Source organism: Paenibacillus sp. P4_E11 (assembly GCF_056401635.1).
Window position 1 is genome coordinate 54,926 of record NZ_JBFUIX010000005.1, and the last position, 13,966, is coordinate 68,891.

A 13,966-nucleotide genomic window follows, 5' to 3' on the forward strand; every position below is an offset into this window, starting at 1 on the left:
GGACGAACAGATCAGCCGCTTAATCAACAAGAGAGGAAGTGGCATATCATGTCCCACCAAGAAGCGACGGAAGCAGCGGGTTTGAACGGAACGAGGAGGGAGGTCAGATACGGGTCCTTATCCAGTCACCTGAAAAAGCACAAATGGCTGTATTTGTTTCTCATTCCAGGCTTCAGCTATTTAATGATTTTCAAATATGTGCCTATGTTCGGCATCCTCATCGCATTTCAGGACTTTAGTATCGTTAGAGGAATATGGGCCAGCCCATGGATCGGATTCGAGAACTTCGACTATTTGTTTCAATCGGCCGAATTTTACAAGGTGTTGAGAAATTCGTTAGTGCTGAGCTTCTACCAGATCTTATTCGGTTTTCCGGCTCCTATTATTTTGGCCGTCATGCTGAACGAAATGAGACATTTGATGTTCAAACGATTCAGCCAGACGGTGCTTTACCTGCCGCACTTTATTTCCTGGGTAGTGCTGGCGGGGATGGTGATCAATTTCTTATCACCATCGACAGGACCGATTAACTATCTCATTAAAGAGATGGGCAACGAACCGGTATCGTTTCTGCTGAAGCCGGAATATTTCCGAACGATACTAGTCTCGGCAGAGATATGGAAATCGGCGGGCTGGGGAACGATTATTTATTTGGCGGCGATGACAGGTATCGACCCTTCGTTATACGAATCAGCCAAGCTTGACGGGGCGTCCCGATTCCAGCAAATCCGCTATATCACGCTTCCGGGTATTTCCACCACCATCACGGTATTGCTAGTTCTGCAGATGGGGCATGTACTTGACAACGGCTTCGAGCAGGTGTTCCTGCTTTATAATCCATCTACCTACGACGTGGCTGACGTGTTCGAGACCTACACATACCGGATCGGGCTTATTGACGGCAGGATGTCGTTTGCGGCAGCGGTTGGATTATTCAAAGCTGTTGTCGGTTTGGCTATGATCCTGCTGGCGAACCGGATTGCTCGCATCTTCGGAAAACAACTATGGTAGGTGAATAGATATGACCCGCACAAGACTTGAACTGTTCGATGTCGTCAACTACATCCTGATTACGATTGTATGTCTCGTTATGCTATACCCGTTTTTGAATGTCGCATCGGTTTCACTCAGTTCCTACAACGCTTACGTCAATAATCCGATGATGGTGTGGCCGCAGGACATTACGCTAGGCGCCTACAAGGAAATCATGAAGAAGGGGATGCTGTGGCGCAGCTACCTGAATACGATTATTGTGACCGTCTCCGGTGTCGGAATTGGAATTTGTTTATACATCCTAACCGCATATCCGCTTTCCAAAAAGGTGCTTAAGGGACGAAGCGTCTTGATGCTCATGATCATCGCTACGATGCTGTTCAACGGAGGACTCATTCCGAACTATTATCTAATGCGTTCTCTGAATCTGCTGGATACGTTGGCGTCGCTCGTGCTTCCGGCTCTGGTTAGCGGGTTCAACCTGATTCTGATGAAAAATTTCTTTGAGTCGCTTCCGGAGGAGCTGGAGGAGGCGGCTCGTATAGACGGCGCATCCGATCCTTACATCCTGTTCCGTATTATCGTTCCGCTGTCGAAGCCGATTATCGCGACAATTTGCCTGTTTACGGCTGTCGGCTATTGGAACAATTTCTTCAACGCCATTATTTATATACGCAGCAGCGACAATTGGCCGTTAATGCTCTATCTGCGTGAAGTCATCGAAGGAGCAAGCGCATTGGCCCAAACCGCCAACACGGCGGAGATGGGGAAGGAAATGATGACGAGCGAAACGATCAAATATGCAACGCTGATGCTTGTCATGGTTCCGATTTTATCCATTTATCCGTTTCTGCAAAAATATTTCGTCAAAGGCATCATGCTCGGCTCGGTAAAGGGCTAAGAAGAGTCCAGATACATAAATACAGGAGGGGTTTATATGAAATGGAACAAAGTGATACTCATCGCATGCTCTACGGTGTTGGCAGCTTCCCTCGCGGCATGCTCCCAAAGCTCCGGTCAGCAGAGTCAAGGCAATCAACCAAGTAGTTCGACTACGCCCGACAAACCGTCGGAGCCGATTACAATCAAGATCATGGCCAACTACAATACACCGGAGCAGACGGAAAGCGACAAGCGATTTATCGCCGAGCTAGAGAAAATAAACAACGTCAAGCTGGTTTTCGAGGTGCCTCCGGCAACCGGTTATAATGAACGCCTGAAACTAATGCTTGCGTCCAACGATTATCCCGATGTGGTCATGTTTCCCGATACATCGGATCAAAGCTTCCAGAATGCAATCAAGGACGGCATTATCAAGCCCGTAAATGAATACGTCAAAAATGCGCAGTATTTGCAAAAGTACACGTATAAAGCTTCCTGGGACCAGCTTCGGGTGAAGCAGGACGACAAAATTTACGGCATCCCCCGCACCTCGGTCGTACGAAACGATGCTTACTACGTCCGGAAGGATTGGCTGAAAAACATCGGCTTTACGCTTCCGGCTAACGGAGAAATCACCTTAGCTCAATTCGAGGAAATCCTGAACAAGTTCACGAATAACGACCCGGACCAGAACGGCAAAAAAGATACCTACGGCTATGGCGGAGGCTACAATCCTTCCAATAAGATGTTGGAGGTTATCGTGCCGGGCGCCTTCGGACTTACCGGGTGGCAGGCCACCAAGGGTGGGGAGTATCCGTACATAAATCCGATGTACGACCGCAAAAGCGACGCTTTCAAGAAAGCGCTCGAGTTTTCCGCCAAAATGTATAAGAACGGCTATTTCGACCCGGATTCCGCGACGAACGACGCCGCTAAGCAGAGGGAGCGCTTCGTCCGAGGCTTAACGGGCGTATACCCGGGCTTTGCCGGACACTATGTAGGCCTTAATAATGATATCAAGAAAAACAGCCCGTCGGCGGAGCTGGCCTACGTATTCGTCACGAACGATCAAGGCAAAGTGGAGGGCGGTTCGCTGGGCGCCTCCTCAACCGGGCTGTGGGGCTTCTGGGGCATCACCACGGCTGCAAAAAATCCGCAAAAAATTGTAGACGTCCTGAACTCGTGGATTTCCGATGAAATGTGGGAGAAAACGGGAGACGGTTACGAAGGCATCGATTATACGGTTAAAAACGGCGTTAAAGCAGCTATGGAACCGGCTGCGCCTGCCGCCCATTTCCGCCGCTCCAGCATGAGACGCTCAAATGACACAAGCTTCTTCTTGTCGGTCGGCATGTCAAAGGAACAGCTGGATCTCGTAGTCCCTTGGTTGGAAAAGTCGATTGCAACCGTAGTTCCGGCCAAAGACAATGCTTTCGTTCCCGATGCGGCCAAGAAGCCGAATTTCTTGGATTACTCTAAAGTATGGCAGCAAACCACGATGAAAATGATTATGGGAGAAGAGCCGGTATCCAAGTTCGACGAGTTGCTGAACGGCTGGTATAAAAACGGTGGCGAAGATTATATGAAACAGATGAACGAATATATCAAGAAGATGGAAGGCGGAAAATAAACAAAGATGGAGGGAGCGCGTTTCCGTGCTCTCTCCATCTATTTAGGCAGGAGGATCGATAATTCATGCATAACGACAAGACCCTATTAACGGCAGATATACTGGTTGTAGGCGGCGGGACGTCAGGCTGCAACGCTGCGATTGCCGCAGCGCGGGAAAGAGTGAGTGTGCTCCTTATAGACATGGACGACGCTGTCGGCGGAGTCGCTACCCGCGCTAACATCAGCGGGTATCATTTTGGCTCTCGGGGTGGCCTGCAGGACGAGGTAGACCGCAGGGTCATGGCGCGGCAGCGAGTTTTCGGCGGACGCGATTCCTTGTCCCACCCGGAGGCCAAGCGCTCCGTGTACAGCGAAATGCTCCGCGATTATAACGTTCGGGTGCTGCTCGGGCACATCGCCTATGAAGCAATCGTGGAGGGAGGTCGAGTAGTGGGCGTTAAGGCTGCGGGCTCCGACGGGTTGAAGGAAATTCGTGCGAAGGTCACGATTGATTGCACGTCCGAAGGGGATGTTGCGGCTTCGGCCGGCGCCGCTTATACGGTTGGCAGACCGTTCGACGGCGTCTCGCACGCTTACTCCTTGACGCCGCGCATCCTGGACGATCATCCGAAGACAGGGAAGCCCCAGATCAGCCTGCGGAACTTCGATGCAGGCTGGGTACATTCGCTAAGCGTGGAGGATATCAGCTCCGCTTACATGGAGGGCAGGGCACATCTGATTACGTTTTTGACCAAAGGCAATGGGGTTGGCAGACATTTGATCTCCGTGGCCCCGAAGCTGGGGGTCAGAGAAGGCCGCCATATTATCGGAGATTACGTCATGACGCTGGACGACTATTTATATGACCGCAGATTTGAAGACGTTATTACCCGTTCCTGCTCGCATTACGATACGCACGCCCGGGATTTGGGCAACGAGTCGGACTTTGCCCAGATCTGGCTAGCCGTGCTCGACATGTTCAAGAGGGGAAGCCTTTGGTGCGATGTGCCCTATCGCTCTTTGCTGCCCAAGGGGATAAGCAGCCTGCTCGTGGCAAGCCGGGCGCTTTCAGTGGATCGCGAGGTATCCATGGGCGTTCGGATGCAAAGGGATATCCAGAAGATCGGGGAGGCCGCAGGTATCGCCGCCGCATGCAGCGCGATCAAGGGAGTCGAGCCAAGGGAACTCCCGATCGAAACGCTTCAGCAAAAGCTGATTGAGCATGGCGTGCTGAAGCCGGACGACTTAACACGAACGGAAACGACAAATCTTATGCTGCAGGAGGGGACGCTTGGAGGAATACCGATATCTCCCGAGTCGATTCGAGGTCTTAACGAAGAACAGGCAGATGTGATGGCTCAGCAGCTGGCCGATTATGTGGGCACGGAAGAAGAAGGTGCGGCCGTATGGTGGTTGATGCAGCTTGGCGGTCCGGCCAAAGCGCCGCTCTTGGCGCTGCTGAACGGTAACCAGGATCATAAGGTGCGCAGAACGGCCGCGTTTGCTCTTGGGCTGCTTGGCAGCAAAGAGGCAGAGCCATTCTTGCTTCAGGTGCTGCGCGACAGAGAGGATGAACGCGGTCCGCTTGCAAGATCCCTTCCCAAGTGGGTCTCCGCCGTTGTGGTGTTGCGCTTGCTAAACTGCAGGGCGGCCTTGGACGATGTCGTGGCAGCGCTGGAGGAAACCCATTCCGCCGGCATTCATACCTTTCTGTTGCAATTTATTTACCTGGCGAGCGGGGAACTAAGTGAGTATGAGAGGAACGCGTTAGCAACCCGGTTGAAGATGTGGGTGAGCAGACCCGGGATCGGTGACGGATACTTAACCGAGAAGGAGAATGCGGTCATATCCATTCGCTGGAATATGGTGCTGTGGGTTGGACGCATATTGGTCAAGAACGGAGACCGAAGCGGTTGCAACATGTGTATGACGTACATGAAAGATTCTCGGGTATATGTCAGACAAGCGGCAGCAAAAGCTCTTCAGGAGCTGGAGCAGCTGCCGGATACGATGATTCAGAAAGGAGGTGCAGCAGGGTGAGACGTGAGCATTACGATACCGTTGTGATCGGTGGGGGCATAGCCGCTATGTTCTATGCACGCTCCCTGGCGGAGCATGGATACAAGGTGGCGATAGCTGCTGACAGCACCTCACTGGCCCATGAGATCGGTTTGTCCCGGATGCCGCTAAAGGACACTAGGGAGCTGATCACACGCAATCCGCTGCTTCAGGCTTGGGTTCGCCTGCTGGAAGGTTATAACGGTGTTAAGGAGGACCGGTTCGAGCCGGTGCTGACTCAACTGCTTGCCGATGTATTCGTCCGAGAGAAAGGCATAGACGTTCTGTTCGAAACGCTGCCTGTCCAGCTGTTACGGAAGCAGGCAAGCGGCGGACAAGCCGGGAAGCTGGAGGGTGTAAAGCTTGCTACACGTGAAGGGTTAATCGATCTGGGATGTAGCGCTGTCGTCGATTGCAGCGACAAGGCTGTACTCATTCGTGAACTTACCGGAGTTCGTCCGGCAGCCCCTGCAAGCATTCACACGTTCTGGTCACTGACGGCCTTGCAAGAGGGTGATTCTGCACTTCCGGCCAAATTCAGCTGTCAGCTGCACAATATGAACTGTGAAGTCCGCATCGAACCCTCTTACTGGCAAAATGAATTGTCCATCATGGCTGCCGTTTCTTCCGAGTCGGGCGCCCATCGGGGAGAACTTCATTTTGCCGCCGTTTTGGAGCAGCTGGTTCATGAGGTTAAACGCCGGGAAGAGCTGCAGGTTGGTTCGCTGCTCCATGTCAGCGAGAGAAGCTGGTCAACGCCTGAGTTTGTCGTAACGCCGAAAGCGGGCGGAGAGGTCGGAGTACGGGAAAGCGGATGGATCGGCAGCGAGGACGGTTCGGTAATCGGAGTCGGCTGTTGGACGGAAGCGGGCGTAGCGGCTCTGAACGGGATGCCGCTATGGGATAAAGGGGGATCGGCACTCAAGCTGCTTACGGAGTGGGCGCTGGAAGCGGCCCAATATCATGTCAGCCGATTCGCACGCAGCGATTAACGGAATCGAGGCTACTTTCCTGTGTTGGAAAGTAGTTCGGAAACTCGGAGCGGAGGAACCGTCCAGCCCTCTCCCTACTCATTTAACGCTTGCTCTATACCGGTCACCACATTCGCTAGAGAGTCCATATTGGACCAATACAATTTTAAGTGGTAGATCATCTGGTTCAGCTGGTGACTCTCAACATTCATGGCTGTGTAATAACGAAAGGTTGGAATAATTTCTCTAAACATCTGAAATCTAGAAGGTTCATTCTTCGGTTGGGCAGGTACCTGTTCGGCAACTTCCTTCATGCTGGGGAGGGAAAGGGTGTCATTTCGAATTTGCTCCTGGGCTTCCTTGGAGGTAAGGAAGTCAATCAGCAGCTGAGCTTCATCCTTGTGACTGGATAGATTGCTGGCGGCAAGTCCAATATTTAATAACAATGTAAGAGGGCTGGTAGTATAGGGCAAGGGTGAAATATTGTACGTAAAAGGGACATCTTTAAGGTTATTTAAGTTGAAGTATGTCGTTAAGATCATAGACGTTTTCTCTTCGGCGAAAAGGCGTTCTGTATCGAGATCGCTCTCCGAAGTAAACGAAGCGATCTCCTGTTGCCGCGTAAGCAAATCTTTAACAAGGTTCATGCTCTTCATGAAGACGGCATTTTGTAAAGAGTAGGCTCCATCATGGTTCTTCTGCAGGGAAAAGCCAGTTTGAAGAAACCACAGCGGCCATCGGTTTTCAGACAACAAATGGAAATGAAAACCAAACCTTTTTCGGGATGGAGTTGCGTCTGCCAGGCGGGTAACCGCTTGGCTAAAGTCGTTCCACGTCCAGCTGCTGTCCGGCTCCGGCAAGCCCGCTTCATCAAAATGCTTCTTATTGTAGCACAGGATGACCGGCGAAAACACAAATGGCTTTACATATTGGGTGTTATCTACCGTAAAGGCTTGGTTTAGAAAGGGATAAATGCGAGAATCAGCGACCTGCTCCGCAAGTAAATGCAAAGCGTGGTTATTGTAGAAATAACGAAAAGTACCATAGTTCAGCATGACCACATCGACCATATTGTCTTTCATGAATTCCATGGCCTGTTCCGGGTACTGGTTGAAATGTATGTTTAGACGCTTCACTTGAATATGCGGATAGTTCTGCTCGAAGTTGTCCAATAGCGTGGAAATCCCTGTCTCATGTTCTGCGGTGGAATAATAACAAAACCGGATTACCACCTTTTCCTTTCCTGCATCCGGGCTTGTTACCATGTTTCCTACTTTCGGTTTCTTGACGATTATTTTTTCTTCGACTAAAGCCGCTAACCCTTTTCTTACGGAATTTTTACTTAACAGAAACTGTCTCCCCAGGACCTCTTCCGAGGGCAGATAAGTGCCGGCGGCTAGCTTGCCGGATCGAATGTCGGCTCGCAATTGTTGAACCATGGCTTCTAATCTAATATGAAATGTAGTTCGACTAGGCTTGTTCTGCATATCTGCGACCTCTCATCCAAGCTTAATACATGGATCTAAATGATACATACCAAATAAATGTAAATGAAAATGAATAGATAATCAACGTGCCAAAGTCCCGTAAGCTCCACAAATGTGAACTACAACGCTGCCCCTTTCTGAACCAGTCTTTCATCTAGTTCATATAAAATTGCGATATTTTTCGCCAAAATCAGCCATTCTTTTCAGGACTTCTGATTTTTTTGCGGGAACCAAAGAGGGCATGAAGGAAGGCAAGTTGCGATTTTCGCAGGTTATAAAGGAAAGATTGGTGTCGAACGATTTGCGCGATAATTGCGATTAGTAGGACAATAGCAGCATTGACGCCTAATTTCGGAGAATCGTATCATAAACTTGGTGTACGGTATGATCTAGAAATGAACTAGAACTGGAGGAGGGGGGTGCAGGGCCAGTTTTTTTTGCATGCAATAACAGTTGGAGTCCCTTTGAAACCGCTTACAGAAAAAATCCGAAATTTGATGCTTAAAAAAAGGAGACCACTCATAATGATCAAAAGAGTATTTGCTCTCGTGCTTGCTGCAAGTCTATGTCTAGGGGTTATCCCTGCTTTCTCTTCCGCCGCCTCGGCAGCGGAGTGCCTTTCCCCTACATTAGCCAATCCGGGGTTTGAAGCGCCCGTCACGGGAACCAAAATTCCGAATTGGAGCTATTACGGTCCGGCGAACTCTACTGGCAACATCGTTCAGGTCTCGCAGGAGAAGAGCCTTAGCGGGACCTCCAGTCTGAAAATCGACAAGAGCTCAACCACAAACTCGCTGGGTGTCACGAGCGACCGGTTCGCGGTTACGCCTGGATGCACGTATACCGCCAAGAGTAACGTATACTTGGAGTCCGGCGGCACCATTATGTACTTGCGCTTCTACGATAGCGCAGGCAAACAAATCTCGGGAGCGGACGTGACCGCATCCGTGACTTCGCCGCTCAAGCAATGGAATCAACTGAACGCTGAAGGAATCGCACCGGCACCGGCAGCAACGGCGGAGATTCTGCTTTACGTTTCGGTAGCGGCGAAAAGCACGCTGTATTACGACGATGTTTCCGTGCAGATGAAGAAAACGTTCCAGCTTCCTTTTGAATTCGGCGCTCCCGTCAAGATGGGCCCTGCAACCGTCACCTCCAATGCCGGTGCGGCAGCGGTTGGGGACGGCGAAATCTATGTTGGACCGAGCGGGTCCCCCGCGATGTTTTATGCCTTGGATGCTTTGACCGGCGAAGTGAAGCATGAAGAGTCGTTGCCGGGGTTGGATGTCATCTGGGCCATGACGATGGGTTCGGACGGCAATGTGTATTTTTCGGGCACGCAAAACGCGGTTCTTTACCGATACCTTCCCAAAGAGAAGAGGGTCGAGAATCTCGGGCAGAATCCATCCAACAAATGGGTGTGGGATCTGGACGCTACCAGCGACGGTAAACTCTTCGGCTCCACGTATCCGAACAGCAAGGCGTTCGTTTATGATATCGCTTCCGGGACGTTCCAGGACTTGGGCACCCTCTATCCGGGCCAGGACTACGTGCGGGGAGGCGGTGTCACCGATAAATACTACTATGCGGGTATCGGTGCCGTAGGTCACTTGATCCGCATCAACAGGGAGACGCTGGAGAAGCAGGAAATCCAAACTCCCGCAACAGGAGCGGACACGTTCGTCTCCAACATATGGTCGTATAACGGTTTATTGTTTATGGCTTACGGAACCTCCTTGGCGATTATGGACGAACAGAATACCGACGACGTGAAAAAAGTGATGAGCTGGATGGACGCCGCCACCTTTGACGGGATGATTTCCTCCCCTGCTCCTTTTAGCCCGAATTTAATTTATTTCCGCAACAAAAATACGTCGGAACTGTGGACCTATAACACGAGTACGAATGAAATTAACCCCGTTGAACCGCGGATAAAAGTCGACAACAGTGTGAAAAGCTACAAATGGATGACGCTAACAAGCGGGGAAAAGGCAGGGCGGACCGTTCTCGCCATCGTCCAAAGCCCGGTGTCCTATTCCATCTATGATCCGGCCGATCACTCGATCGTGAACATACCGCTCAGCGTCAGCAAGCAAGGGGCGAATGTGCAAAGTCTGGAGAAAGGTCCCGACGGAAAAATCTACATGGGCGGGTACCAGGCCGGCATGAGCATCTACGATCCCGAGAAAGCCGCGTTTGAACGTCAAGAGCTGGGGCCTGCCCAAATTGAGGGCATCGGCGTCATGAACGGAAAGGTGTATTTCGGTATCTACGGCGGCGCCGTTATTTACCGGTATGACCCCAGCCTGCCTTACAACTCCAGAACCAATCCGGGTATTATTCATGATATCGATGACGGACAAAGCCGACCGTTCGCGTTTACTTCGGCGGGCAACAAGCTGTTCATCGGAACCATTGCCGACTACGGCAAGCTTGCGGGAGCGTTGACGGTTTATGACGAGCAAGCCGGCACCTGGTCGGTGTACCCGGACATCGTGAAGGACCAAAGCGTCATCGGACTCGCGCACAAAGACGGCTTCTTGTACGGCGGCACCACCATTTATGGCGGACTCGGCATCGATCCTGCCGCAACAGAAGCTAAAATGTTCGAATTCGACGTTGCCCAAGGCAAGAAAACAGGAGAGTTCGCCTTGAAGGTGCCGGGCGTTCAAACGCCGATTATGATCGGTTCGCTATCGATCGGTCCGGATGGTCTTCTGTGGGGCATCGTGTACGGCAAAGATGCGGCAAACAATAACGCGTATGCGCTGTTCGCCATGAATCCCGCCACGAAAACGGTTGTGAAGAGCAAACTGTTCAAAAACGGAGCAACGGGCAGCACTTGGCGGCCTTATTACATGAAATGGAGTGATGACGGGCTTCTGTATACGACGATCGGCAGATATCTGGTCGTATTCGACCCGGAGACGCTCGAATACAAGCAGCTCGTGAACGGCTACGTCAATTTGTTCACATTGGCGGATGACGGCAGCATCTACTACGCCACAGCCAATGATTCGTACTTGGTTCATCTGCCGGTTCCGTTGAAGGAAGCGGCGCTGGCAGCGCCCACGTCACTGCGGAAAGGCAATACAGCCCCGGTTTCTGTAACCGGCAAGCTCGTTAACGGCAAAAATGCGATTATGGGTGGGGCGTCCATCCAATACTTCAGCAGCAATCCGGATGTAGTAACCGTTCAAAATGGGTCGATGACCGCCCATAAGCCGGGAACAGCCGAGATCTCGGCAAAGGTTACACTTGACGGAGTAACCGTCCAGACGAACAAAGTTACCGTAGAGGTGCCGGTTGAACTCGAGCATGTCACACTGTCTGCAGACCGTTACGGTCTAAAACGGACGGAAGCGGTAACCTTAAGCGTTTACGGTCAACTGAACACGGGAGAAACTGCGGATTTAACGGGCGCATCCATCGAGTACTTCAGCAGCGATCCTGCGGTTATCTCCCCGCAAAGCGTCACATCGGCCGTATATGATACGGGAACGGCAAATGTATGGGTGAAAGTGACGTTAAAAGGAGTAACCGTGGAATCCAATAAAATCACCATTACGGTGACGGCGGATACGGAGTGGATGACCAGACTGATTCAGAATTATGAATCGAACGGGGAGCTCGACCATCCGCTCGCCGCCCAATTGACGAACCGGCTGCAGCAGGCCGAACATTTTAAGGATCAAGGTCTTTACGACCAAGGAATCAAACACTTAGATGATTTCCTGAAGTCGCTTGATAACAAAGGGTTGAGCGGCCGCATTTCGGAGCAGGTCAAGCGCGCATTGGTCTCCGATGTGAATGCCTTGATCACGCAGTGGAAGCACTCTTTGAAATAGCCATAACTTAAAAATAGGAGGATCTGCCTGAAGCAGATACGAATACCGGATAGAAGATGTACGACCTGTAAAAACCGTACGTGGAGCGTACGGACAAAGGAAACTCCTTGAAGGAAAGCAGAACAAAAAGGGAGTGAGCAGGAGAGTGGAGAAGCGAAGCGTCCGCCTTTGAAACCGATTCCTAACCACGACAACATTTCAATCAAAGGAATCGATTTCAACAGCGGGTGGAACCTCCTGTTTACTCCCTCCCCACGCGCCAAACTGAACACAACCACTAAGGACCTGGCCATAAGTCAGGTTTTTCTTTTTTCAAAGGCAACACATTAAGTTGAACGAAAAGTGGTTAATAAATAATGAACAAGATTGTGTCGTATCTCGTCGGATTCGGTCGGTTGCTCAATACAATATGTCTAAGTCAACGTTTGTAAAGCTTGGAAGGAGGGGTAGTATGATTCGGTTTCACCAAGTCAATAAACATTTTGGGCAATTTCATGTGCTGAAGGACATCAATTTGTCGGTTAAATCCGGGGAAGTGGTTGTCGTAATCGGACCTTCCGGTTCCGGAAAAAGCACGCTCGTACGCTGCATTAATAAATTGGAAGCGGTTACGGATGGGGAGCTGATTGTCGACGGATTCCGTGTCAACGACAACAAAACGGACATTAACCTGCTCCGGCGGAACATCGGAATGGTGTTTCAGCATTTCAATCTGTACCCTCACATGTCTGTTCTGAGCAATATTACCCTTGCGCCGCTTCGGGTGGCGAACGTTTCCAAAGCGGAAGCGCGGGAAACCGCGATGTTCTATCTCGAAAAGGTCGGCATTTCCAATAAAGCGGATGCCTATCCGTGGCAGCTGTCCGGCGGACAACAGCAGCGTGTAGCCATTGCCAGAGGTCTCGCGATGAAGCCGAAGATTATGCTTTTCGACGAACCGACGTCCGCACTCGACCCGGAAACGATTGGAGAAGTTCTGGATGTAATGAAAACGCTTGCACTGGAAGGGATGACAATGGTCGTCGTGACCCATGAAATGGGATTTGCCCGGGAAGTGGCCGACCGCGTCGTGTTTATGGATCAAGGTAGGATCGTGGAGGAAGCGGCTCCGTCCGAATTTTTCGCCGATCCGAGAGAAGAACGGGCCCGTTTGTTTTTAAGCCGCGTTTTGAACCATTGATAACCTTAGATTGATTAACCGAAAAGGGGAGATTGACATGAACATGATGAAAAAGCTGACAGGTATAACGCTGACCGCCGTAATGGCCGTTTCTCTTGCGGCGTGCGCAGGCGGAGAGAAATCTGGGCAGGAGCCGACGCAAGGGGCGAACGCTGGTGCGAAAGCCGGAGCCGTCGAACAGATTAAAGCGCGAGGCAAGCTTTCGGTGGGTGTGAAGTACGATTTGAACTTATTCGGCTTGAAGGATCCGGCTTCCGGCAAAGTGGAAGGCTTCGACATTGATCTGTCGAAGGCGATCGCCAAAAAAATATTCGGCGACGAAACCAAAATCGAGCTGAAGGAAGTCACGTCCAAAACGCGGATTCCGATGCTGAAGAACGGCGAAATCGACATGATCATAGCCACGATGACGATCACCGAAGACCGTAAAAAAGAAATCGACTTTTCCGATGTTTATTTCATGGCCGGACAGTCATTGCTTGTGAAGAAAGATAGCAAAATCAACGGACTCGCCGATCTGAACAAGAACACCAAAATCGTTACTGCAAAAGGGTCTACATCCACCACTAATATCCGAGCGAAAGCTCCGGAAGCTCCAATTCTGGAATTTGAAAACTATGCCGAAGCCTTTACCGCGCTTAAGGCTGGGCAAGGTGATGCGTTGACGACAGATAACGCGCTTCTGTACGGAATGGCGAAGCAAGATCCGAACTATCGCGTTGTGCAAGAGACGTTTACTGAAGAGCCATACGGAATTGGGATGCGCAAAAACGAGGAGGATTTGGTCGCACTGGTGAACTCTGTGATTAAAGAAATGCAAACAAACGGAGAGTACGACAAGCTTTATCAGAAATGGATCGGTGAAAAACAGAAGAAGTGACTAATGCCGACGGGGGAAGCGACTACGCCTATCCCGTCTGATATTTCAGGAAAGGA

At 50.9% G+C, this 13,966-nt stretch carries 9 protein-coding genes; 8 read left to right on the forward strand and 1 reads right to left on the reverse strand.

The window, feature by feature from the left end:
- Positions 1-48: 48 nt before the first annotated feature.
- The 5 genes from AC1DWB_RS03735 to AC1DWB_RS03755 all read left to right on the forward strand — a co-directional run bounded on the left by AC1DWB_RS03735 (position 49) and on the right by AC1DWB_RS03755 (position 6,536).
- A complete protein-coding gene (locus tag AC1DWB_RS03735) occupies positions 49-1,011 on the forward strand; it encodes an ABC transporter permease (protein ID WP_477539687.1) in 963 nt (320 codons plus the stop codon).
- A gap of 10 nt (positions 1,012-1,021) precedes the next feature.
- Positions 1,022-1,894, forward strand: coding sequence for a carbohydrate ABC transporter permease (locus tag AC1DWB_RS03740; RefSeq protein ID WP_477539688.1), 873 nt, complete (start codon positions 1,022-1,024; stop codon positions 1,892-1,894).
- A 36-nt stretch (positions 1,895-1,930) separates the two neighbouring features.
- Positions 1,931-3,505, forward strand: a complete 1,575-nt coding sequence (locus tag AC1DWB_RS03745; protein WP_477539689.1) for an extracellular solute-binding protein — start codon at positions 1,931-1,933, stop codon at positions 3,503-3,505.
- Positions 3,506-3,570: 65 nt separating this feature from the next.
- Positions 3,571-5,526: an FAD-dependent oxidoreductase gene (locus AC1DWB_RS03750; protein WP_477539690.1), complete on the forward strand. Its 1,956-nt coding sequence runs from the start codon at positions 3,571-3,573 to the stop codon at positions 5,524-5,526.
- A complete protein-coding gene (locus AC1DWB_RS03755) occupies positions 5,523-6,536 on the forward strand; it encodes an FAD-dependent oxidoreductase (protein WP_477539691.1) in 1,014 nt (337 codons plus the stop codon). Before AC1DWB_RS03750 ends, AC1DWB_RS03755 begins: the two co-directional genes overlap by 4 nt.
- Positions 6,537-6,610: 74 nt before the next feature.
- On the opposite strand, the gene AC1DWB_RS03760 is transcribed toward AC1DWB_RS03755, so the two are convergent.
- Positions 6,611-8,002 carry an ABC transporter substrate-binding protein gene (locus AC1DWB_RS03760; protein ID WP_477539692.1) on the reverse strand — a complete coding sequence of 464 codons (1,392 nt, stop codon included), beginning with the start codon at positions 8,000-8,002 and terminating at the stop codon, positions 6,611-6,613.
- 524 nt (positions 8,003-8,526) lie between these two features.
- Here AC1DWB_RS03760 and AC1DWB_RS03765 point away from each other — a divergent pair.
- From AC1DWB_RS03765 to AC1DWB_RS03775, 3 genes are all read left to right on the forward strand, one after another.
- Entirely contained in the window at positions 8,527-11,850 is a 3,324-nt protein-coding gene (locus tag AC1DWB_RS03765; protein WP_477539693.1) for an FIMAH domain-containing protein, read from the forward strand.
- 451 nt (positions 11,851-12,301) lie between these two features.
- Entirely contained in the window at positions 12,302-13,030 is a 729-nt protein-coding gene (locus tag AC1DWB_RS03770) for an amino acid ABC transporter ATP-binding protein (protein WP_477539694.1), read from the forward strand.
- Positions 13,031-13,067: 37 nt separating this feature from the next.
- Entirely contained in the window at positions 13,068-13,910 is an 843-nt protein-coding gene (locus AC1DWB_RS03775; RefSeq protein ID WP_477539695.1) for a glutamate ABC transporter substrate-binding protein, read from the forward strand.
- The last annotated feature ends 56 nt before the right edge of the window (positions 13,911-13,966 follow it).